18 protein-coding genes and 1 pseudogene are annotated in these 23,304 nt (G+C 42.5%); 10 read left to right on the top strand and 9 right to left on the bottom strand.

Translation table 11 applies throughout. The features are described 5' to 3' along the window. The first annotated feature begins 411 nt into the window (after positions 1-411). Positions 412-3,336: a TonB-dependent receptor domain-containing protein gene (locus tag JJQ94_RS18460; protein ID WP_099029413.1), complete on the top strand. Its 2,925-nt coding sequence runs from the start codon at positions 412-414 to the stop codon at positions 3,334-3,336. 109 nt (positions 3,337-3,445) lie between these two features. Here JJQ94_RS18460 and JJQ94_RS18455 read toward each other — a convergent pair whose 3' ends face one another. Then, positions 3,446-5,782, bottom strand: coding sequence for a helicase-related protein (locus tag JJQ94_RS18455; RefSeq protein ID WP_099029412.1), 2,337 nt, complete (start codon positions 5,780-5,782; stop codon positions 3,446-3,448). Between the two features lie 199 nt (positions 5,783-5,981). On the opposite strand from JJQ94_RS18455, the pseudogene JJQ94_RS18450 reads away from it, so the two are divergent. Then, positions 5,982-6,185, top strand: a pseudogene (locus JJQ94_RS18450) (zinc-dependent peptidase); the annotation flags it as partial. 65 nt (positions 6,186-6,250) lie between these two features. Here the strand turns inward: JJQ94_RS18450 and JJQ94_RS18445 are convergent. From JJQ94_RS18445 to JJQ94_RS18420, 6 genes are all read right to left on the bottom strand, one after another. Then, entirely contained in the window at positions 6,251-8,077 is a 1,827-nt protein-coding gene (locus JJQ94_RS18445; protein ID WP_099029411.1) for a DEAD/DEAH box helicase, read from the bottom strand. Positions 8,078-8,207: 130 nt separating this feature from the next. Beyond that, on the bottom strand, positions 8,208-8,471 hold the full coding sequence (locus JJQ94_RS18440; RefSeq protein ID WP_099029410.1) for a GrxA family glutaredoxin: 264 nt from the start codon (positions 8,469-8,471) through the stop codon (positions 8,208-8,210). Between the two features lie 93 nt (positions 8,472-8,564). Then, positions 8,565-8,843: a peptidylprolyl isomerase gene (locus tag JJQ94_RS18435; RefSeq protein ID WP_099029409.1), complete on the bottom strand. Its 279-nt coding sequence runs from the start codon at positions 8,841-8,843 to the stop codon at positions 8,565-8,567. Positions 8,844-8,903: 60 nt separating this feature from the next. Continuing rightward, the gene (locus tag JJQ94_RS18430; protein WP_099029408.1) at positions 8,904-10,967 is read right to left on the bottom strand and encodes a TonB-dependent receptor plug domain-containing protein; all 2,064 of its coding nucleotides are present in this window, start codon (positions 10,965-10,967) and stop codon (positions 8,904-8,906) included. A gap of 109 nt (positions 10,968-11,076) precedes the next feature. After that, the gene (locus JJQ94_RS18425; RefSeq protein WP_099029407.1) at positions 11,077-11,559 is read right to left on the bottom strand and encodes a TlpA family protein disulfide reductase; all 483 of its coding nucleotides are present in this window, start codon (positions 11,557-11,559) and stop codon (positions 11,077-11,079) included. A gap of 83 nt (positions 11,560-11,642) precedes the next feature. Then, on the bottom strand, positions 11,643-13,364 hold the full coding sequence (locus JJQ94_RS18420; protein WP_099029406.1) for a GNAT family N-acyltransferase: 1,722 nt from the start codon (positions 13,362-13,364) through the stop codon (positions 11,643-11,645). A 116-nt stretch (positions 13,365-13,480) separates the two neighbouring features. Here JJQ94_RS18420 and JJQ94_RS18415 point away from each other — a divergent pair, with 116 nt between their 5' ends. Then, the gene (locus tag JJQ94_RS18415; RefSeq protein WP_099029405.1) at positions 13,481-14,407 is read left to right on the top strand and encodes a 2-hydroxyacid dehydrogenase; all 927 of its coding nucleotides are present in this window, start codon (positions 13,481-13,483) and stop codon (positions 14,405-14,407) included. 136 nt (positions 14,408-14,543) lie between these two features. Then, positions 14,544-14,678, top strand: coding sequence for a hypothetical protein (locus JJQ94_RS24315; protein WP_010378895.1), 135 nt, complete (start codon positions 14,544-14,546; stop codon positions 14,676-14,678). Positions 14,679-14,706: 28 nt separating this feature from the next. Here the strand turns inward: JJQ94_RS24315 and smrA are convergent, their stop codons facing one another. Continuing rightward, positions 14,707-15,288 carry a DNA endonuclease SmrA gene (gene smrA / locus JJQ94_RS18410; RefSeq protein WP_010606588.1) on the bottom strand — a complete coding sequence of 194 codons (582 nt, stop codon included), beginning with the start codon at positions 15,286-15,288 and terminating at the stop codon, positions 14,707-14,709. A 91-nt stretch (positions 15,289-15,379) separates the two neighbouring features. Next, positions 15,380-15,619: a hypothetical protein gene (locus JJQ94_RS18405; protein ID WP_010378899.1), complete on the bottom strand. Its 240-nt coding sequence runs from the start codon at positions 15,617-15,619 to the stop codon at positions 15,380-15,382. A gap of 360 nt (positions 15,620-15,979) precedes the next feature. Here JJQ94_RS18405 and JJQ94_RS18400 point away from each other — a divergent pair, with 360 nt between their 5' ends. From JJQ94_RS18400 to JJQ94_RS18375, 6 genes are all read left to right on the top strand, one after another. Further along, complete coding sequence (locus tag JJQ94_RS18400) at positions 15,980-17,590, top strand: diacylglycerol kinase family protein (protein WP_099029404.1); 1,611 nt, start codon at positions 15,980-15,982, stop codon at positions 17,588-17,590. A gap of 80 nt (positions 17,591-17,670) precedes the next feature. Then, positions 17,671-19,074 (top strand): sigma-54-dependent transcriptional regulator, encoded by a 1,404-nt coding sequence (locus JJQ94_RS18395; protein ID WP_099029403.1) that lies wholly within the window; start codon positions 17,671-17,673, stop codon positions 19,072-19,074. A gap of 15 nt (positions 19,075-19,089) precedes the next feature. Continuing rightward, positions 19,090-19,305, top strand: coding sequence for a histidine kinase (locus JJQ94_RS18390; RefSeq protein ID WP_099029402.1), 216 nt, complete (start codon positions 19,090-19,092; stop codon positions 19,303-19,305). 26 nt (positions 19,306-19,331) lie between these two features. Continuing rightward, positions 19,332-20,786 (top strand): sensor histidine kinase, encoded by a 1,455-nt coding sequence (locus JJQ94_RS18385; RefSeq protein WP_236596513.1) that lies wholly within the window; start codon positions 19,332-19,334, stop codon positions 20,784-20,786. Continuing rightward, positions 20,776-21,225 carry a response regulator gene (locus JJQ94_RS18380; protein ID WP_010378908.1) on the top strand — a complete coding sequence of 150 codons (450 nt, stop codon included), beginning with the start codon at positions 20,776-20,778 and terminating at the stop codon, positions 21,223-21,225. Before JJQ94_RS18385 ends, JJQ94_RS18380 begins: the two co-directional genes overlap by 11 nt. A gap of 113 nt (positions 21,226-21,338) precedes the next feature. After that, complete coding sequence (locus JJQ94_RS18375) at positions 21,339-23,291, top strand: response regulator (protein WP_099029400.1); 1,953 nt, start codon at positions 21,339-21,341, stop codon at positions 23,289-23,291. Positions 23,292-23,304 lie beyond the last annotated feature (13 nt).

Raw genomic sequence — 23,304 nt, 5'->3', positions numbered from 1 at the left:
TAAACCCACCCAATTTATAACAAATTCTTCGATGCGTGTTTATTTTATTGTGGATATGAATTTTCTATGTTTATCGAATGTTATTTTGCCATGTGTAAATGTAGTGTTTGTGCTTTTATTGTTGCGTGAAGTGTGCTTTTTTGCGATGAATTACAAAAGTGATAAAAAAAGTGAACTTATTTTTATGTTTATAACATCATGAAAACAAAAGGGAAAAGTAGGATTTTATGTTAAAATTATGCCTTTTTGGGTTTATTTTATGAAATGATTGTTGACCCTATGTTGGTACTAAAAGTAGTATAACCCCTGATAAGGTAACTTAACCAACTTTGAAAGTGATATCTAAGTGTGTTTAAGATATTGTTTTTAAATCGGTTTCTTTATACATAAAAATAAAATCAGGGATCAATCATGTTGAATAATAAAGTAAGCAAAGCTGTTCGTTTAGCAATCGCTTTCGGTGCAGCTGCTACCGCTGCAGTAGCAAGTTCATCTGCGCTAGCTGAAGAAAATTCAGAAGCAGGTGTAGAGCGCATTCAAGTAACAGGTTCAAAAATTAAGCGTCAAGGCTTAACATCTCCAACACCTGTGACAGTAATTACAGGCGAGCAATTAGTTGCTCAAGGTATTACAAACGTAAATGACCTTTTACGTGACTTACCTGCTGGTGAAGTTGGTAACTCTCCAGAAACAACAACAAATACTATTTACGCGAGTGGTTTGAACACTTATAACCTTCGTAACCTAGGGTCTAGCCGTACACTAGTTTTGGTTGATGGCCGTCGTTTTGTTGGCTCAGGTCCGACAAATAATGCCGTTGATTTAAATAACATTCCAGCGTCAATGATCGACAGAATTGAAGTAACAACTGGTGGTGCATCTGCTGTATATGGTGCAGATGCTGTTGCAGGTGTTGTTAACATCGTTACTAAGAATTCTTTCGACGGTGTTAAAGTTCAATTAGATACGCGTCGTCCACAACAATCTGGTGGTGAGCGTGATAGTATCTCAATTACTGGTGGATACGAGGGAAGCGATTTCAGCTTTATCTCTACACTAGAATACAACGACGCAAAATCGCTAGCCAAAATGGATCGTGATTTCTTCAGAACGCCGGTAGAAACATTTAGAAATCCAGCAAATAAGACAGATACAGACTTCATTCCACGTATGCTTTCTCACGAACGTCGCGAAGGTTATGCACTATATGCAAGTCAAGGTAACTTCTTACTAGGCCCATTCAATGCTGATACGATTGATAACCGTAACTATACATTCGATTCAAATGGCAACATTAGAAGCTTTGACTATGGCGAAGGACGTTTACCTGACTTTGATCCAGCAAACCCAGTGTTAAACTACGTCGAGACAGATGAAAACCCAGGTGATGGTATTCGTCATGGCTCTCGTGACTTCTTTAATACGCCGTTAGAGCGAATCACTTTTGGTACAAACTTCGAGTACCGCTTTGCAGATGAGCATAGACTAACTGCTGGTGTTTTCTACGGTAAGTCAGAATCAGCAACTGAGGCATCACCATCATTCCACAGACATACTATTCGTCGTGACAATGCTTATATGAAGCAAGATATGAAAGACTTGCTTGATAACTATGAGAATGCAGATGGTGAAGTTAGCCCTGTTTCAAGTGTAACACTTTACCAAATGTCAGATAAGCTAGGTAACCGTGAGTTTACGCAAGACCGTGAGTCATTGAACTTCAGTATTGGTGTTGACGGTTTAATTACTGATGATTGGGCTTACAATGCCTATGTTCAATATGGTAAAAACGAAAACGAATCAGTTTGGAAAGGTGAAGTTTATACTCAAAACCTAGCTAACGCTGTTGACGCTGTGCTTCTTGACGGCAATGTTGTTTGTGCGGACAGAGATGCAGATGGCAATGTTGTTGGTGCTTTAGCTGGTTGTACTCCATTGAATGTAATGAACATTCAGGATCTGACTGCAGAACAAGCAAGCTACATTCTTACTGAAGCGTCTAACGTACGTAGCGCTGAAATGTACTCTGCAGGTGTGACTGTTGATGGTGTTGTATACGAGTTACCAGCAGGTCCACTTTCAACTGCAATCTCTTTAGAGCGTAGAAAGAACGAATCTGAAGCGACTCCTAGTGAAAATATGCAAGCGGGTACGATCTTTAACAATTCTAGTCAGCCTTTTAAAGCAGACATTTCTGTAACTGAAGCATCGGTAGAATTCTCTATCCCACTAATTACAGATATGGACTACATTCAAGACCTGACTCTCGAAACAGCGTATCGTTACATGGATTACTCTGTAACAGGTAGTGATAATGCTTGGAAATTAGGTGTAAACTACACTGTGAGTGATGAATTATCATTCCGTGCTACACGCTCTAAATCTGTACGTGCTCCAGACTTAGGTCAGTTGTTTACAAATAAGTCAACAACTTATGGTACAAGATTTGACGTATGTACTGCAGAATCTATTAGCAGCTCAACATCTCGTTATATCGATAACATTAAGAAAAACTGTGCGGCTGATGGCGTACCAGTCGACTTCCAGCCTTCGCAAGAGTGGAGAACTGGTGGTTCACTGAAAGGTTATATTGATGGTAACCCAGATTTAGAGAACGAAGTGTCTCAAGATTTAACGGTTGGTTTTGCTTATTCACCAAGCCAGATTGAAGGCTTTGATATTACACTAGATTATTGGGAATTTGAGATCTCTGGTGCGTTAGCGACTTTCGACGAAGAAGTAATTGAACTTTGCTATGAATCAGAATCACTTGATAATCCGTTCTGCCCTAACGTTATTCGTGATCCTAATACTCACGAAATCACAGAGTTCTATCAAAGAACACTGAATGCTGCAGTAATCAACAGAAAAGGTATTGATTTTGAATCTCAATATCGCTTTGATGCACTAGGTGGTGAGATTGTTACTGGACTTACTGCGACTTATAATATTTTATCTGATGAAAATACAACTGGTCGTTTAGAAGACTATCGTATTTACACAGGTGAAGTTGGTACACCTCGCGTGAAAGGCCGACTAAACATTAAATATCAGGCTGATACTTATTTCGTAGGTGCAACTCTCAACTACCGCTCAGCTACTGTGAATGATCGTAACGACTGGACGCCAGAGACGAACAACTATAACGATGTTTCTTCTTATACTCGAGTTGAAGTGCGTGCTGGTGTTGATATTACTGAAGACTTTACAGTAACGGCTCGTGTTAAGAACTTGTTTGACGTTAAGCCTCCAAGAACTCCTGATACATTTGATGATGGTGAATTCTTCGATATCTACGGACGTACTTTATCTTTGAGTGCTTCTTACACGTTCTAACTTGAGATGCTCTAGAACTAGAGCATCAGGTTAGTACTGAGAACAAAACAAAGCGCCTAGTGTAACTCTAGGCGCTTTTCATTTTCATTAAGATCAATACACGGCTTTTCTAACTTACATCGACCACTTTACTAGCTTTACGATAGCGTATTTTGAAGCCACTCCAGGCTGGCAGTTCCCACCTCTTTGGTGCGTCTTTCCTTGTCCCGTTGATATAAGTAAGTTCGACTCTTTTTCCTTTAAAATTATAACTTACTGCCATTGTCAGCTCAGGAATTGACCAGGTTAGCGGAAACTTTTCAACAAATGGTGTTAACTCCCACGTTTCAACTTCATTGAATAGCAAGTCTTGTTTGCTGATTAGCTCTACATCGTCATAGCTTTCAATACCAAGAGCCGTTAGCTTCTCACTTAAAAACGAGTCGAGTGTGGGCACAAGTTCATCGCGCTCATGAAATTGGTAGAACAATGCAGTCTGCTCAATACAGGCTTCTATTTGCTTGGCCAAACCTGAAAAAAGCGTATTATTTTGGATAAGAAATACTAAGGCATAGACAACATCGTTAGGCTTATCAAGGCGCTTAGTTTGTTGGCCTAAAACCTCGTCACTGTAATGTGTAATAAACTCACCCCAAAGCTCACCATTATCAATATAGGCTGAGTGCAATGTTTGGCTGCCGAGGCCCATTTCAAGTAATTGCTTTTTCGTCAGTACCGCATTACACATCGCGAGCGTCTTGGCTTGCTTGGTACCTTTCCCTGCGAGTGAGAAAGTATCTAATACCAGTAATGCTTCTGCTTGTTCCGAGACGCGAGTATGATTTGAAGGCATGACTTCAGCATAGCCATTATTAAAGCCATTACGACGGTTTTGCTTATTGATATAAACCCAATGTGGCATTAGCTTAGCTAACTCAATGACTAGTTTGTCATGGTCAAAACTGGCTGCTTTATCCAAGGGAGGTAGTGCAAATGCTTCACGCAATTGCGTGCTAAATTGCTGTGCTTCTGTGAGCGCCTCAGGCGTAATATCAATTAATTCTTCAGTTTGTCCTCTCACCACCGCGATAGCGATTTCTATATCTGAGCTTCGAGTAAAGCGGTTGTTTAATCTTGTTAAGCGCTCTACATCATTAGGTAGCTGGTAGACTCGTGCTGGTACAGACAGTAGCGAAATTAGGTCAATAGCGGCTTGGCGTAGCGTATTTGAGGTCAGTTTATGGATCACATAACCAAACTCAAAATCGACGGGCAGCGGGTACAGCAGCTTGCCAAACGGAGTTGCTATATTTTGTTCATCAATGGCTTCTAATGTAATTAGCTGTTGTTTAGCTTTATTTAGTGAGCTTTCTGGGAGTGGGTCGATAAAATCAATAGACGAGACGCCTGTTGTTGCACAGCCCGCCGCAAGCACGAGCTCTGCCAATGATTCTCTTTGGATCTCAGGCGGGGTGCTGTCTATCAATGGCGCATATTGGCCATATAATCGAATACATAGTCCCGGTTGCGTGCGTCCTGCTCGTCCTAGACGTTGCTTTGCCGAATCTCTTGCAATCGCGTCTAAGCCTAATACGGTTTTTCCAAGGCGTAAATGAGTACGACGCTCAAGCCCTGAGTCAATCACGCAAGTGACATTAGGAATAGTGAGCGAGGTTTCGGCGACATTGGTTGCGAGAATAATTCGACGTGTACTTTGTGCGGTTAATGCGATGCGCTGAGCCTCTGGGCTGCAGCCACTATATAAGCCAACGGTAGTCGCTGGTAGCACTTTTACTTTAGCTATGCTTGCTTGGATCTCGGCCTTGCCAGGTAAAAAGACTAAAATATCGCCCTGGCAATGTTCTAATGCGTATTGGCAAGCTGCAAAAACTCGAGTATCGAGTTGCTCTTTTTGGGGCATGGTTCTTGGATCAGGGGCGTGAAAACACTCTTCAACGGGGTAAATGAATCCTTCTGACTCTAAGATAGGGGCGTCTAAATAAGAGGCTAATTTTTGGCTGTTTAACGTTGCTGAGGTAACAATTAGTTTGTGTGATTGAGCCTGTTTTAAGAGCGCTAATAATAAGTCCATGTCCCAGCGTCTTTCATGAAACTCATCCAACATTACGACGCTGAATTCTGCAAGTTTGCTCTCAAAAAACCACCTTAATGCTACACCAGGCGTTGCATAAACCACTTGTGTGTCTGGTGAAAACTTCCCCTCAAACCGAATAGCAAAGCCCACCTTATCACCAAGCGGTGAGGCACTTTGAGCCGCGACATATTCAGCTAAAGAGGTACAAGCAATACGCCGAGGCTCTATGACTAATACTCTGCCATGTTGTGAGGCCCAAAGCGGAAGTTGGGTTGATTTGCCAGAACCTGTTGTGGCACATACAACAATCGCATTTTGTTCGCTTAGTGTTTGAGTAAACTGAGGCTGTAAAGATTCAATGGGTAAAGACATAGCAGTTCATTTGCATTTTTTCGCCATAGTAACAAAGTTTGCTTGAAAAAGTGGGAGTCAGTACCAATTAATATTTTGAAGACTTATTCAACAAAGGCCAAAAGCCATGATAGAAATAGCGCTTATTGTCGGCCTTATTCTATTTGTTTCTCTGTATTGGAACTGGGAAAAAATTCAAAGACTGCGTTGGCAAAGGAAATACCAGCACTTACAAATGCAGCTGTCTTACAATATGCCCCATGCTATTCATTCATACGGCGCAACAAACGAAGCGGAGTTTTTTGCTGTGGTGACAGAGACATTTATTGAAAAGCCCCATGAACTCAAACAGGAAAACCCAGAACTATACAATTTGTTGAAAGACTACTATCAGTTTGAACCAAGAGATTGGCAACGACATTAAAGCAACTGACGCTAGCTAAAATAAAAAAACCGCTCAGTTGAGCGGTTTTTTCTTAAGAGCGTCGATTAAGAAAAGCTAATTTCTTTTCTTTCGCGTTTTTCTCTTCTTTGACCTTCAGGACGGCGCTTATCGCCAGCGCCACTGCGTGGGTCTTTAAAGCTACGCTTACGGTCTCTTTGCTCTTCACCTCTGCCCTGACCTTGGTCAGCAGGGTGAGTGCTCTTAGTCATATTCATAGGGCGTTGACAGATGTGAACGCTCTTGAAGTGGCTAAGTACATCGCTTGGCATATTCTGCGGCAATTGAACCGTGCTGTGTTCATTGAACAGACGGATTTCGCCGATGAACTTGCTTGAGATATCTGCTTCGTTTGCGATAGCACCAACGATGTTCTTAACCTGAACACCATGGTCACGACCCACTTCGATACGGTAAGTATCCATTGGACCTGATGCACGGTCACGGCTACGAGATTTGCGTTCACCGCGCTCTCCACGGCTACCATCTCTGTCGCGGCGCTCGCCACGACGGTCATCACGACGGTCGTCACGTTCTCTACGCTCACGCTGTTGAATTTGAATATCTTCAACTTTCAGCGGCGTTTGTTGCTGTGCAAGACACAACAGCGCTGCTGCTAGGTCTTCTTGGCTTAGCTCTAGCTTTTGTGCAAGGCCTGATGCCACTTTTGAGAAGAACTCAATGTCTTTGTGCTCAAGGGCTGTAGAGATCTTAGTCTCTAACGCGCCAATACGCTTTTCTTCAACGACTTTCGCACTTGGTAATTCAACCTGTGCAATATCAGAGCGCGTATGGCGCATGATGTTCTTAAGTAAATAACGCTCGTTGTTCTTAACGAACAAGATTGCTTTACCTTGACGACCAGCACGGCCGGTACGACCGATACGGTGAACATAAGCTTCACAGTCTTGTGGGATATCGTAGTTAACAACAAGGCTTAGACGCTCTACGTCAAGACCACGTGCCGCAACGTCAGTTGCGATAACGATATCTAGTAAGCCGCTCTTTAGACGGTCTACTGTGCGCTCACGCGCCTGCTGGTTCATGTCGCCGTTGAGCGGTGCAGCTGAGAAGCCTTCACGCTCTAGTAGCTCTGCAAGCTGAACAGTGTCGTTACGTGTACGTACGAACACGATAGCACCGTCATAATCTTCCGCTTCTAAGAAACGTACGATAGCTTTGTTTTTGTGTGCAGTTGCACGCCAGTAAACTTGCTCGATCGTTGATACTGTAGAGTTACGCGGAGTGATCTTAACTTGTTCAGCGTTGTCTAAATACTTATTACAGATTGATTGGATCTGCTTAGGCATAGTCGCAGAGAACAAACAAGTTTGCTTCTCTTCCGGTGTTTTCTCCATGATGCTTTCAACATCATCGATAAAGCCCATGCGTAGCATTTCATCTGCTTCATCAAGTACAAGTGCGTTTAGACCAGAAAGGTCAATCGTCTTGCGGTTGATGTGGTCAATCAAACGACCTGGTGTTGCCACAATAATTTGGGCGCCACGGCGTAGAGCACTCAGCTGAATGCCATAGCTTTGACCACCATAAAGCGCTAATACTTCAACGCCTTTAGTATATTTAGCATATTGCTGAAACGCTTCAGCAACTTGAATAGCTAGCTCACGCGTTGGCGTAAGCACAAGGATTTGTGGTTGTTTAACGGATGCGTCTACTTGGTTTAACAATGGCAGTGCAAATGCTGCCGTTTTACCTGTACCCGTCTGCGCTAGTCCCAGTACGTCTTTTCTTTCTAGCAATAACGGTATACATTGAGCTTGGATCTCAGAAGGTGTTTTATATCCTTGCTCTTCGACTGCTTTTAAGATTGCAGGTGAAAGGTCTAAAGATTCAAACGTAACTGGTTCTGACATTAATGCGCCTCAACTATTTTAAAGAGGCGCGAATTGTACAGGAAAGATAAAACAAAAGCTTGCATAAATTCACACTATTTTATATGTGTCTGATATTGGTTAAAATTTAATCCATCTTAATTTGCAAAAGTTACTGATAAAGGCCTAAATTCGCTTTTGCATAGGCTTCGAACTCAGTAAAACCACCAATGTGATCTTGGTCGATAAAAATCTGTGGTACGGTTGGACAAGGTTTGCCTGCTGACTTTTCAAGGTCGGCTTTGCTTACACCTTCCTTAATAATGTCAACATAGCGAAAATTGAAGTCGTCGCGCTGTTGCGTTAAACGCTCAGCCACTTCTTTTGCACGGACACAAAATGGGCAACCTTCACGACCAAAAATAACAGTAAACATATTCTTTCTCCTAAATGAACCTGAACTTCAGTATAGAGTATTAATCATGAAGGTAAATTGAATTAAAATGATGAGATTAATCCAAAAAAGCGATTAACTTCGATAGACGGTTTTGATCAAGTGGAAGCCGAACTTGGTTTTCACTGGGCCGTGCACTTCAAATAACGGCTTTTTGAATACCACATCGTCAAAGGTCTTCACCATATCCCCTTTATTGAACTCACCAAGGTCGCCACCGCGCTTTTTTGAAGGGCAAAGGGAATGTTGTTTAGCCAATTTGCCAAAGTCAGCACCTTTGGCTAGTTTGGCTTTGATGTTTAAACACTCTTTTTCGGTTTTTACTAAAATATGATAGGCGCACGCTTTTGGCATGAAGGGACTCTTATTACAAAAATAAATGTGATCATGCAGAGCTTGTGCGCCTATGGCAAGTTAAAATGTTACGCTGAAGCCAATAGAAGGACGCATTTCAAAGTCATCGCTTTCCTCTTCTATATATAAATCATTGATTGATTTGACTCTGTCGTAGTCAAGGTCAACATAGGCTGTATTGTCTTGGCCATATGCATTCATTAGCTCCAAAATTAGCTTGCCATCGAGACCAAATAATTCTGTTTTGCGTTCAAAACGAATATCTAGGCGGTGATAAGTGTCAAAACGCTCTGAGAATGGGTCGCCATACACAGGCAAGTAGCGGTTCGCAAATTCAGGGTTCTCTTTTACACCCACAATTGGGGTATAGGCTTGACCGCTGCGAGCAGTAAAGTTAAAGCCTCCAGACCACTTTTCACCAAAGTCATAGTGAAACACGGCATTAAGAATAAAAGGGGTATCGGCATAATAGTCACGCTTAATGCCGGTTAGCTCATCCTCACGCTCACTTTTTGCAAGGCTTACAGCAATCCAACCATACCAGTCATCGGTTTTGTTTTTGTTAACAATAAAATCAACACCGTAGGCTGTACCGGAAGTACCATTGATGTAGTTTACTTGAGATAAAGGGGCGCTTTTTGGCAGATCATCCATGGTTTTATAATAGGTCTCGACGGAATATGACCACTCATTTTCCAACTCCTGTTTAAAACCTAAGGTATAGTGAGTTGAACGCTGAGCTTCAAGTTCAGGGTTACCAACAACAGGTAAAATGTATTCAAGGTCTTGAATACGGCTGTAAGTACCAGCCTTGGCTGAGAACACCGTGTCATCGTTATAGAAGTAATTGAGCGCAAGACGCGGATGAACAATTGTTTCGTCGCTATAGTCATAATATTCACCAACCATTCCTAATTCACTTTGCCATTTTGGTGAAAATTGCCAAACGTGATTAACCCCAATAAAGGCAGAATCTGTTCCTGCACTCGATGTGCCCTTAATCCTCTGGCCTTTATTTAGGTCACAGTCGGGGTCAAACTCGGTGCAAACATAATTAAAAGCGTCGTAGCGGTAGGTGGATTTTTTGTCGTAGTAGCCGGCATCTGCAATGACACGTTGGTCTTTGTTTAGTTTATAACTGGCTCGTACTTTATAGCTGAGTTGTTCTTCTTCAAAGTTTTCAAAATAGCCATCAGATAAAGTCGCACGTTGACCATAGCGCATAGTGGCTTGGTGATTGAGATAACCGAAGCCTGCGCGAATATGTAAGTCTTTAGCGTAGTGGTCCCACAATACGTTCTGACTATTAAATTTACGAATATAGCGAGCGTCGCCCTGATATTCTGGGGTTTTAAGGGCAAGATCTGACGCGCCTGAAAACCCAGCCGCAACCGAATCCTCCGCACCATTGATATTTACTGTTAAGGTATTATTTGCATTGATATCCCACAACCACTTGGCTTGATAGTCGTGATCATCCGGTGGATCGTTAATGGTGATCCCTGTTGGCTTGCCATCATCGTCCTCAAGCTCCTCGCCATCACTGAAAAACAGCGGTAGGGTACTTTTTCTTGCTGACATATAGAATGCAGAATTTTCAGTTGCTTTACCTTCAACGAAAATACCTGCGTTAAACATCGTTAAATCTAGCGTGGTGGCAATATCTTGGTATTTTGGATTACGCAGCGTGACGTCAAACACGGCACCAGTGGCATTGCTGTAACTGGTACCAAATCCAGCAGAATTCAGCTGAAAATCTTGAATTGTATTGCGGTTGAAAATAGAGCTGCCGAAATCGTGAAAGATATATCCTGCGGGCATAAAGTCCACTTCGAAGATATTGTCATCAGGAGAAGAACCACGCACGGCAGGTGCACCCATAGACCCACCCGCAGCAACAACGCCAGGTAGAGCAAAAGCTGCCCTGAGCGGGTCGCCCATGGCTCCTGGCATATCTACAAGTTTTTGTGCATCTTCGGTAATTTCTGAAATAACGGAGCTGCGTTTGTAGATAACTTCAATGTGTTCAATTTTCTCCTCATCGGCTAATGCATGATTGGCAAGGGTAGTGCAGAGCACGAGGAATGAAATTTTGTTGAGTGTAAAGTTTGGGGCGTGGCGCATGGTCGGTTTCCTATTCATCCTTTGTTAAGATGTGCGTTAGCCTAAACGAAATAATTGTTGATTAATTTCAGAGAGTCGTAATTAACTGTAAGCGGTTTGCTGAGCTTTCTTACAATCTAGTTCGGATCCCTATCTCAGATGAGTAACCAACAGAGCGCTCGGTTATTTTGAAGTCTTCATTGAGTACATAATATGTAGGGTAAGCCTGTACTTTATATGCTTTTGCCGTGGTTTGATTACCGAGTAATACGGGCATGTCTAATTGTAGGTCGTTGACAAACTTTGTTACTTCTTCGGTGGAACGATAATCCAACGCAATCGCCACCGCTTTTACTTTGCCTTGCTGATGTAATTTATCAATATTCGGCATGCTCACTCGACATACACCGCACCAAGGTGCAAAAAAATACACGACACTTTGTTGGCCTTTAAGTTGAATAGACGAATAAGTTTGCTTGGATTGTAAAATGGGTAGGTGAAATGGCGGTGCCGTTTGCTCTCCCGAGTCGGCAAGCATGTTCCTTTCTTGATAGGCTGAGACGGCGAAAAACACCAGCAAAATGATGAAAGCTTGGCCAAGTAGCTTGAGCATACAAATGATCCCGTGATTGGTATAAGCAACAATAAAGACCTCAGTGTAGCGATCTTTATTGCAGCGGATCAATGTATTTGAGCTTAACCGTAGGGGTTGTCACCCAGGTAGCGTTTTGCTTTTTGCTCTTTTAATTTCGCTAAGTCAACGAGTACCAGACCATCGATACAGTTATTAAAGTCAGGATCTATACTAAAGCTCAGAAAATTCACGCCTTGCTCTTCGCAAAGCTCAGTATACTGTTTAAATAGGGTTGGTACTTGAGCACCCATATTAGCAAGAATATGTTTAAGTTCTGCGAAATCTTCCTTGATGTCATCGCCACTGAACATTTGTTGATAACGGTTAAGCTGATCATTACTCAGCTTCATTTCGTTGTTCGGTGTGGCGATACCTTCAAGGTTTGAGAAATAATGTTGGTAGTGATATACCAACATGGCTTTTGCTTCATCCGGTAACGCGTTTGAGAGGCTGACTGCACCAAACATATAACGGTGTTCTGGGTAGCGCTTTACGAATGCACCGATCCCATACCACAGGTAATCTAGGCTCTTGCGACCCCAGTACTTGGGCTGCACAAAGCTGCGACCAAGTTCGAGGCCTTTTTCAAAGTATGGGCTCATTGCTTCACTGTACGAAAACAAGCTGTCGGTATAAAGCCCAGCTTGTCCATGTTCTTCTATCACTTGCTTAGCACTTGCAAGGCGGTAGGCACCCACCAACTCAAGTTGTTTCGTGTCCCATAACAACAAATGGTGGTAGTGCATATCGTACTTATCGATATCACGACGATTACCACTCCCTTCTCCTACGGCCCTAAAGGCAATTTCTCGAAGGCGTCCAAGCTCTCTAAATATCACCGAGCTGCCGGTGTATTGGTAAACGTATATTTGCATGCCGTCAGGAGTTTCACCGATACACTCGCACGCTTCCACTGCCTTTTTAAGTTCTTTGCGATTTTCTGGAACTGCAATAGGGGTTTGCGTTTTGAGTGGCAGTGGCTTTTTACTGGCAAGGCGATAAAGTTGCTTGCGAATAAGCGCGACTATCTCTTTGTCTTTAAGGTTGTCAATAAGGTAAGACTCTGGAGGAATGCTGGCGCCTATTTCAAACTCTAGCGATTTTTGCCTTTGTTTAAACATCTCTTTGACCAATAATAAACTGGCTAAAGGCTTATAAATCATACTAGTGCCGTAAAAGAGCGGACTGTTTTTCGCTTTGATAAAAATGGGTAGAATAGGGCAATTGGCTTTTTTAGCCATTCTTAGAAAGCCAGAATTCCATTTGCAGTCTTTAATACCCGTCGGGCTTAAGCGAGAAACTTCACCTGCTGGGAAGATAAGTAGTGCCCCCTCAGATTTTAAATGCTTGTGAATGTTTGCCAGCTCTTGCTTTTTACTTGCACCTGAAAGGTTATCAACAGGCAGCAATAGTGGATGCATTGGTGTAACCGACATCAACATCCGGTTAGCAACAACCTTTAAGTCAGGCCGTACTTGCGCCAGCACTTTGATTAGTGCCAGTGCATCTAAAGAGCCAATAGGGTGGTTTGCGACGATCACCACCGGACCTTCGCTTGGGATATGCTCTATTTGCTTTGGTTTAAAGCGAGCGTCAAAATCTAACTCATCGAGCACTTGTTCAACAAACTCGAGTCCTTGCAAATGAGGGTAGGTGTCAGCAAACGCGACAAACTCTTGCTCATGCAAGAGATAACCAAGCCCTTTTTTTACTAAACCTTTTACCTTTGGGGAGTTTTCAAGTTGTGGAAGATTTGCTTCAATGACTTTATCTACACTGATCATTTTTCATCACCTGTTGGCGCTTTTTTGCAAGAGTAAAAACTATTAATGACAAGCATGTTGCATTGGTATGTCATTTATTTTGCAGTGATAGCGTGTCGCGAGAATAAAGGAACAATATGGCTTTACTTATTTGTGTTACTGGTCGTAATAATGACAAGTTAGTTGCTAAGTTAGCAGCACTGTTGCCGCAGCAAACCTTGCTTGAATGGCCCGTTGATGATGTTAGCTTATTAAAGGAGGTCGAGTTTGTGCTGGCATGGAATGCGCCAGAGACGCTATGGTCACAGCTTCCTAATTTAAAAGTAGTGCATTCTTACGGTGCCGGTGTTGATAGCATTCCGATGCAGCTGTTACCACCACATGTAGAGGTTGCGCGTATCGTTGACCCAAATTTAGCGGATGATATGGCTGAATATGTATTAGGCCAACTATTAAGCCATAAGCTTAGAGTTAGAGAGTACGGGGATAACCAATTTCAGCAAATATGGAAGCCAAGGCGCGCAAGAGCAGGTCGCACGGTTGGTATTATGGGGATGGGGCAACTTGGCCTTGCGGTCGCGCATAAGCTACACGTAAATGGATTTAACATCAAAGGTTGGTCCGGCTCTGCAAAACAACTCGACAATATTGAGCACTTCAGTGGGCAAGGTGAGCTAGCAGCTTTTCTTTCAGATATTGATTATCTTGTGTGCCTTCTACCACTGACTGAACATACAAAAGGGATACTGAACGCCCAGTTGTTTGCACTCGCGCCAGATCATTGCGTACTCATTAATGTCGCAAGAGGTGGTCATCTTAACGAGACGGATTTACTCAATGCATTAGCGGATGAGACGTTTGGCGGGGCTATTTTAGACGTATTTGACACTGAACCGCTCCCGGCATTACATGTCTTTTGGCAGCAGCCAAACATTAGCATTACTCCACATGTTGCCGCATTAACCAGTTTGAATACGGCTGCTCAGCAAATTGCTAACAACTATTTAGCGATGCAGGAGGGCAGAGCACTCGTTCATTTAGTTCAGAAAAAGCAGGGTTACTAATTGATTAAATGGTTGTAATTAGCCACAGAGCAGGGTGTAAAGGGAATAGTAGAAACTACTGTATAAAAAAACATCTTGAGTGTTTGTGAATGATGCATTAATTTAACAAAAAAACAATAATAAAAAGGTCTAACCCATGAAGCAAAGTCAAGGTGGCGCGAAATTATCACTTGTTGTGGTTTCGGTTATTTTGTTAGGTGTATCGGCTTGGTTTAATCAAGCTAGTGCAAGTGAACTTCAGGGGACGACACCCACCGCAAATAGCAAATAAGCCGAGTATTACTCGGCTTTTTGTTTTTTTAGCGTTTAGCGTGACGCTCTCTATTTTCTTGTTTTTTCTCTTCACTCTTTCTTAGTAGTACGTAAGTAGAGCCGCTACCACCATGGCATTTTAATGCAGAGTGAAATGCTAACACTTGTGGCATTTCTTGCAGCCATTTATTTGTATAGCTTTTCAGTACAGCGGGAAAGGGTTTACTGTTTAAACCGATACCATGCCTCAACAACAACACTCGGATGCTTTTCGCATGGCAATCTGTAACAAAGTCAAACAAAGCTTTACGTGCATCATGAAATGGTTTGCCATGTAAGTCTAAGGTAGCATCAACTTGGTATTTACCTAATCTGAGATTTTTGTATACACCATCTTGGACGCCGCTTTTTTTATAGGCGAGTAGATCGTGCGGATCTAATAGATCAACGTACTCTGTGGATAAGTAATTAGGATCAAACTCAAGCTCTTGCTCGGCGGCCTCGCGTTTTGCGAGTTGCGAAATAGTTGGTTCGTTTTTGTGACGGCGTAATTCTGCTTTTTTGTCTTGAGCGAGAGGAGTGACGTCGCCCATTGAAGCTAAAAATAGTTCTTCATCAGTCATGGCCATACTGCTTCTCCATTAACAAGCAATGATGGCCATGATTTTAGCGCACCGAAGTGAAATAGGGAACTAGTCGCTAGGAACTAGTCGCTAGAAACTAGTGAACTTCCAGTTGACCAAAGGTATAGACTTTGAATAGATAAAAAGTATTTATCAAAATCAGGCTAAGGTTAGAAATTACACTGGTGTTCATCAGATCAAGGCTAAACGAGATAAAAAGTACGCCACATGCGCACACAGCAGCTACTCTTAGTAGCGTTTTATGGTTAATAAAAAAGGCACCAAAACCTAAAGTAAGTAATATTAAGTTAAGTAGCCAGTCGAGCTCGTTTGCCATTGTCTGTTTGGTTCTCCAAATGCGTTTAAAGGATCGCCATTATGGTGATCATTTATGCTTCATTCAACTGATAAATTTTATGATTTTCACATTAGAAATTTTAATAGATTAATGGTGGCTGAATACTTATGTAGCAGCGCTTGCATAAGTCGTTACAAACACCCAGACGCACTTTTTATTTCTTTGAGAATAGTCTCAGCTATAGTTAAGTATCTTCATGATTATCATAAACAAGTTGATGAATCAGCGCAGATTAAGAAATGCATACCTATACTTAGTTACATATGTACAAACCTAAGAGAGTTCCGCATAAGGCGATAATAAAAAGCCGTAGGCGACAAAAATAATTAAGGAAAGGCAATGAAAATGCTCAAGTACTACCTGTTTGCAAGTCTCTGTTTAGCCGCCCTCACGATCCACAGTATTGGATCTTGGCTAATGTTGCCGCTTGCGTGGTTTACCGTCTCTATTTCTTTAGTTACTTTTGCTTATGCAACCAACTATCCGCACATATTTAGAAAACACGGTACAGGCAAAATTCCTTGGTATATAACCTGGCTATTTTGGCCTTACTTAGGCTGTGTGCATTTATACAATGCAATTGAACGAGGAAGAGATGTTGTTGATGCATTTCAGCCGCTTACAGATAATTTGTTCGTTGCTTGTCGGTTATTTCCAAGCGATGTGGATATGCTTAAGGCGGAAGGGATTGAAGCCATTTTAGACGTAACTGCAGAGTTTGATGGGTTAAATTGGTCAGCAGAGCAGCAAGGCTTACACTACCTCAATATTCCAGTGTTAGATCATCAAGCGCCCACCTCAGAGCAATTGGCGCATGGCATGGCATGGATAGCGGCGCAGCACGAACTAAAGCGAAAGGTTGTGGTGCATTGTGCATTAGGTCGAGGTCGTTCAGTGTTCTTTTGTACCGCTTATTTACTTGCAACCAACCCCGATTATACCGTCCGTGAAGCACTCGAAAAAATTCAAAACCGCCGTGAAACGGCTAGGTTAAACAAGCATCAGCTGAAAGGACTGACAAAGCTACATCACAGCCAAAACTTTACCCACAGCGAACAGGCCGCGTTAGTCATTAATCCTGTATCTGGATCGGGTAAATGGTTTACCTATGAAAACGACATTGTGGGTATGCTGACGGAAAAATATAACTTATCCATTCACTTTACAGAGAAAGAGACTGATGTCGCGGCTTTGGCTAAACAAATCATGTCTGATACACAGCCAAATATCATCATCGCAGGAGGCGGTGATGGCACATTAGCAAGTGTTGCTCATGGTGTTCATCAAAACGATGTACTGTTTGGTATATTGCCTTTAGGTACTGCAAATTCCTTAGCGACTGTGTTACTCGGTTCACTGTCAAAAATAGATCCCATTAACCGTGCCTGTGAAGCAATTTTAGCGGGTAAAACTAAGCCTATTGATATAATGAACTGTAATGGCCGCACCGCGCTTTTAGCAGCAGCCGTTGGTTTTGGTCACGAAATGATCGAAAAGGCTGGGCGTGAAGAAAAGAATAACTCGGGGCAATTAGCCTATATTAGAGGTCTTTGGCAGGCGGTAAGTGAGAATAAGCCCCTTCATTTTAAAGTCAGCTTTAATGGCGCTGAGCAATCTCAAATAGAATGTGTTAGTCTGGTTGTAGCGAATGCAGCACCAAAAACCACAATTCTTGCTCAAGGTCATGGAGAGCCAATCTATGACGATGGCAAACTAGATATTACGATTTTACCGGTTGAGCCGGATGGTGCGCAGAATCTTACGGTAGCTGAACTTATTTTACCTAAATTAGACGGCAAACCTTCTAATATTCGCACCGAGCAGTGCGAAAAGATAAACATAGAATTTGAACAAGAACAACACTTTGCACTAGATGGTGAAGTGCTTAGTGCAAAAAGTATTGAAATAGTGATCCAGAAACACGCGCTGAACGTAATGGTTCCGAATTAGGTATTTTGCGGCCATTCATTAGTGTATGAGATAAAAATCAAAAGTGGAAACACTATTGGAGTATTGAGAGAGGGACTCAATTGAAAACCGTTTTATTAGTAGATGATGATCATGATTTTGCAGAGCTGGCTTGCCGTATAGTTGAATATCTGGGCCATGACGCGTGTTTAGCGAATGACTTGGCGTCGGCCAGACAATGGCTAGAAACGCAAAGTTTTGATCATATCTTTCTTGATTTTATGCTGCCAGATGGCAGTGGTTTACATCTAGTTGATGAAATTAGAGCCGCAGGGATCCGTACACCAATAACCATGGTTACGGGACATCCATCAGTAAAGTCAGCGTTGTCGCAGCTTTGTCATGATGGGTTAAATTATCTCACTAAGCCCGTTGACGCGGATGATTTTAGAAATGCGTTAAGCCCTTCGAAGAACAAACCCAAGCGAACCGAGAGTCAAGCGCATTTTGGTGTGTTGCTGGGCGAGTCTGCTAAAATGAAGCATCTATATAAGATGATAGAGCGCGTGGCTGGCACCGACGCAAACGTGATGTTGATGGGGGAAAGTGGTGTAGGTAAAGAGATGTTTGCCCGCGCAATTCACAATGCTAGCACAGTGACGGGGGACTTGGTTAACGTAAACTGTGGTGCAATCCCGAAAGACTTGATCGGTAGCGAACTATTTGGTCACGAAAAAGGCGCGTTTACGGGAGCAAATGCTCAAAAAGTCGGAGTATTTGAACAAGCAGAGAATGGCACTTTATTTCTGGATGAATTAACCGAAATGCCAATCGAGCAACAGCCAAACTTGCTACGTGTACTTGAAACGCATACGGTGACACGAGTCGGTGGCACAAAACCAATAAAAGTAAATTGCCGAGTAATATCGGCGACTAATCGAAGCGTTGAAGATATTGCTACCAATGATGTACTGCGAGAAGACATTTATTTCCGTTTGGCGGTATTTCCAATCCATATTCCACCGCTCAGAGAGAGAAAGGAAGACATTCCATTGCTCGCCGAGCATTTTCTTCAAGGTTTGAATAAAAAAGGTAATAGTCAATATGTGATTAAGGCGGCGGATATGAGCCGTTTGGTTGAATATGACTGGCCTGGTAATGTTCGTGAACTCAAGCACACTATACATCGTGCCTATATTATGGCGGATCATGACGATCATAGCTTAGTATTTGATGCGAACTTTGCCTCACCATTCGCGCAGGCGAAACGCATGGTGGAGCATACGCAGTTAAATCGCGCTTCAATTCCACCACAGGTGGGCACTTCAAGCAGAGCAAATGCGATTCAAGTACCAACGCCGGAAATGAAGCCAGGTAAAACGATAGAAGAAGTAGAACGAGAATTGATCTATCAAACATTAGAATCAGTAGAAGGTAATAAGACGCTAGCGGCTAGGATGCTTGGGATTAGCACGAAAACGCTCTATAACCGCTTAAACGCCTACGAAGGAGAAACACAATCATAATTTCGGAGAGAAAAAATGACACGAGGTGACCAAGGCGAACTTGCTAAGTTAGTACATGACGCACGCAAGCCTTTGAATCAAATTTCAATGAACTCGGAGTTGATTAAGCTTATTGCTGAACAGCCAGGTTCTCAACAGCAGATAATAGAGATAGCAAACACGATTATTAAGGCAACCAAAGAGTGCAGCGAGTTGTTACAGACGCTAGTGGAGCAAGGAAATGATGAGTGAACAATGAGTCTAAATTTAGTTATTTTATGAATATAAGTAATAGACTGAATTTTATCTGGTTTGCGGTTATTGTGAGTGTTGGCCTTGTTGCGTCCAATGCCCTGATCGGTTTTAACAACGTTAAAGAATTAAACCAAGTTCAAGAGAGTATCCGTAACACCAGTGAAGTGATGATGTCATTGGACCAGCTACATATTGCGATGCTAAATGCGGAGGCTGGACAACGAGCATTTTTAATCTCAAATAAAGAGAGCGATTTAGCACCTTATAAAAAGGCATTACAAAATCTTGATGAGAGCATAGCTAGAGTTGGTCAGAATCACTCTGAAAGTGATGTACAGCAGCAAAAAATCAATCGTTATGTCGAAGGTGTAAAGGAGCGATTCAAAGCCTTGCAAAGTACGCTAGTTGTGGCACGTAATACCGATATAGGTAATGAGACCTTATTACTTGACCGAGCTGCCGATTCTGGTGGCGACTTACGAGAAGAGTTTACTCAGATCATGGCCGCAGAAGTGGACATCCGAACCATTCAGCTGAATCAGTTAAAACGTGTCCGCAAAGAAGCGCATATCAATATAGTGGTATTTACTTTGCTGAGCGCCGTGATGATTTTTGCCATTTTGTTGCTTTTAGTAGTCAATCTTCGCAGTGCAAAGAAAGCAAAGCGCGAGTTAGAAAAAGTAAACGATCACCTAGAGGAAAAGGTACAAGCACGTACCGAAGCGTTAGAACACTACGCAGAAGAGCTCAATCGTAGTAACCGTGAGCTAGAAGACTTTGCGTTTGTTGCCTCTCACGACCTGCAAGAGCCGCTGAGAAAGATCCGCGCTTTTGGCGATCGCATCGAAAAGAATTATGGTGAGCACCTTGATGACAAGGGCAAGGATTATTTGGCTCGAATGACGAGTGCCGCACAGCGGATGTCAACACTTATCACTGACTTGCTTGAGTTATCCCGAGTTACCACTAGAGCAAAGCCTTTTGAAGAACAGGATCTCAACCAAGTTTTACAGTTTGTGTTGGACGATTTAGAAATTGCAGTTAATGACAGTAGTGCGAGCGTAAACTCGGACGTGTTACCAACAATAAAATGTGATGCTAGTCAAATACATCAGCTGTTTTTAAATCTACTTTCCAATGCTATTAAATTCAGAGTAGAAGGGCGCGATCCGATTATTACAATCGCGGTTGAAAACACTCAATTGATGAGTCAAGATGCTTATACTTTTGTGGTAGAAGATAATGGCGTTGGCTTTGATGCTGAATATGCTGAGAAAATATTCTCGCCTTTTCAACGACTACATGACAGAAAAAAATATGCTGGTACTGGCATTGGTTTAACCGTGTGTAGACGCATTGTTGAGCGACACGGCGGAACGATTTCAGCGACCAGTGAAGACGGTAAGGGTGCTAAATTCACGATCACACTACTCGCTGAACCAACACCAATTATTCAGGAACTGAAGAATGAACTATAAAAAAACTCAGCCGATCCATATTTTGATGGCGGATGACGACGAAGATGATCGCTTGTTGGCTCAAGACGCTTTAGAAGAAAGCCGAGTACTCAATGCATTTCAGTTTGTTAAGGACGGGGTTGAGCTTTTGGAATATTTGAGAAATGAGGGGGAGTTTACTGATAAACAACGATACCCAAGACCAAACCTCATTTTACTTGACCTGAATATGCCAAGAATGGATGGTAGAGAAGCGTTACAAGAAATCAAAAAAGACCCAATACTACGCTCTATACCTGTGGTTATCTTAACTACTTCCAAAGAGGAAGAAGACAAACTGAGAGGGTATGACTCTGGCGCTGCATCTTACATTACTAAGCCCGTGGATTTTGATGGTTTAGTCGATTTGATGAAACATTTAGGCAAGTACTGGATTGAAATAGTAGAGCTGCCAAATTAATCCCATCGCGCTTGTGCAAACAAGCGCTACCTCACCGCAAGTCGTCCTATACTTGTTTCAACCTAACGTGACGACCCAAACGAATTAATATCACTTCATTTGTGGAGGCTAGTATGACAAAGGAGTCGGTCAGTGAAGTCAATGTGCTGCTCATTGAAGATGACGAAGACGATTATATTTTAACCTTAGATTATTTACAGTCTATTCCTAACTTTAAATTTAATCTCGTTTGGCAAAGCCAATACCATCAAGCGCTAGAAGCACTGGAGAGTAATGGCTTCGATCTCTGCTTATTGGATTATCAATTAGGCCCACAAACCGGTTTGAGCGTGTTAAAAGAAGCCAGAGCAAGACAGGTTCATACGCCGATAATCATGCTGACGGGGCAATCAGATGAAGTGTTAGATAACGAAGCCCTAAAAGCGGGGGCTGAAGACTTCGTGCTTAAGTCAGAAATAAGCAGCGCTCGATTTATTCGTTCCATTCGCTATGCTTTGGCACGCAAAGAACTTGAACGTGAACGCCTAGAGCGACTGCGAGTCGAGTCTGACAGTCGAGCAAAAGACCGCTTTTTGGCACATTTAAGTCATGAGTTGAGAACGCCGTTAACGTCTATTTTAGGTTACACCAATCTCCTCTTATCTCGGGAAGAGTTGCAGAATGTTAAGCCTGAGCTTTCTATAATCAATAACAATAGCGAGCACTTACTTAACTTGCTAAATGATGTACTCGACCTATCCAAGCTAAATGAAAACCGGTTACAGCTAAATAAGCAAAGCACGTGTTTGAATAGCTTTCTAAGTGATTTATATAGTCTGTTTAAAATGGCCACAGCCAAGAAAGGCTTGAGTTTTAGTATTGAAGCTAAAACGCCACTTCCTCAAGATGTAAAGGTCGATAAAACACGACTAAAACAGGTGCTTATCAACATTATTTATAATGCGATTAAGTTCACAAGCTCCGGTTTTGTGAAGGTTGAGATCACGTTACAAGCTGAAGCAAAACTTGAGTTCAAGGTGATTGATACAGGTATTGGTATTCCTTGCGAGAAGCTTAAACGTATATTTAAACCTTTTGAACAAGTACAAAACGTCACAACGCGCACGGATGAAGGCGCTGGTCTTGGTTTAGCTATTAGTTCTGCACTCATTAAATTGATGGGAGGCGAGCTTGCGGTTGAGTCGACCTTGGGAGAGGGGAGTGAGTTTGGTTTTAGTATTGATCTTGATGCTATCGATGAAATGACTCTGGCGCCATTGATGCTAGATAAAACCCAAAATGCAACCGATAACTCGCTTCCATCTGATTTACAAGGGCATATCCTTATCGTTGAAGATATTAGTGAGATCCAGATGTTAATGCGTACTTTGATTGGCCAAACCGGTGCAACCGCTGAAATTGCGGGCGATGGCATCGAAGCGCTTGCGATGCTTAAGGATAATCCTGATAAGTATGACTTAGTCTTTATGGACTTGCACATGCCAAGAATGGATGGCCGAGACACTATAGTTGCACTCAGAGAGCGTGGTATCGACTTACCTGTTGTCGCACTAACGGCGGCCGCTCAAAGAGGCACAAAAGAAGAGTTAATGGCGCTTGGCTTTAGCGATATGATGAGTAAGCCTGTTAATGTCTCTGAGTTAGGAGAATATTTAGCTCACTACTTGAGTGACGAGTTGGCAACATCTAGCGATGATGTGGCGCAAACTACCGGTACTTTGCGGTTTTTAGTGGTAGAAGACGACGCAGATACACGCAACCTGCTTAAGCTGTTACTTAATTCACTGCAAGTAAATGTGGTTACGGCAGAGTGCGCGCAAACTTGTTGGCAGCATTTTGTTGGTCCTGAGCGCTTTGATACGATTTTACTCGATATAGGTCTGCCCGATAAGTCCGGGCTTACGCTTGCGCGAGAGATTAAAGCACAAGATCCTAATCAGCATATCGTGATTGCTAGTGGTTTTGATCCAGAGCCGGAAAAATTGGCCGAGTCACAAGTAGATGACGTGTTGTTAAAGCCTATCACACTGGTGGATCTGAAAGAAATTAAAGAAAAGCTGGTTTAGCTAAGAACCAAAG

Source organism: Pseudoalteromonas sp. GCY (assembly GCF_016695175.1).
GTDB lineage: Bacteria > Pseudomonadota > Gammaproteobacteria > Enterobacterales > Alteromonadaceae > Pseudoalteromonas.
This window is presented reverse-complemented; position numbering and strand designations above follow the sequence as displayed.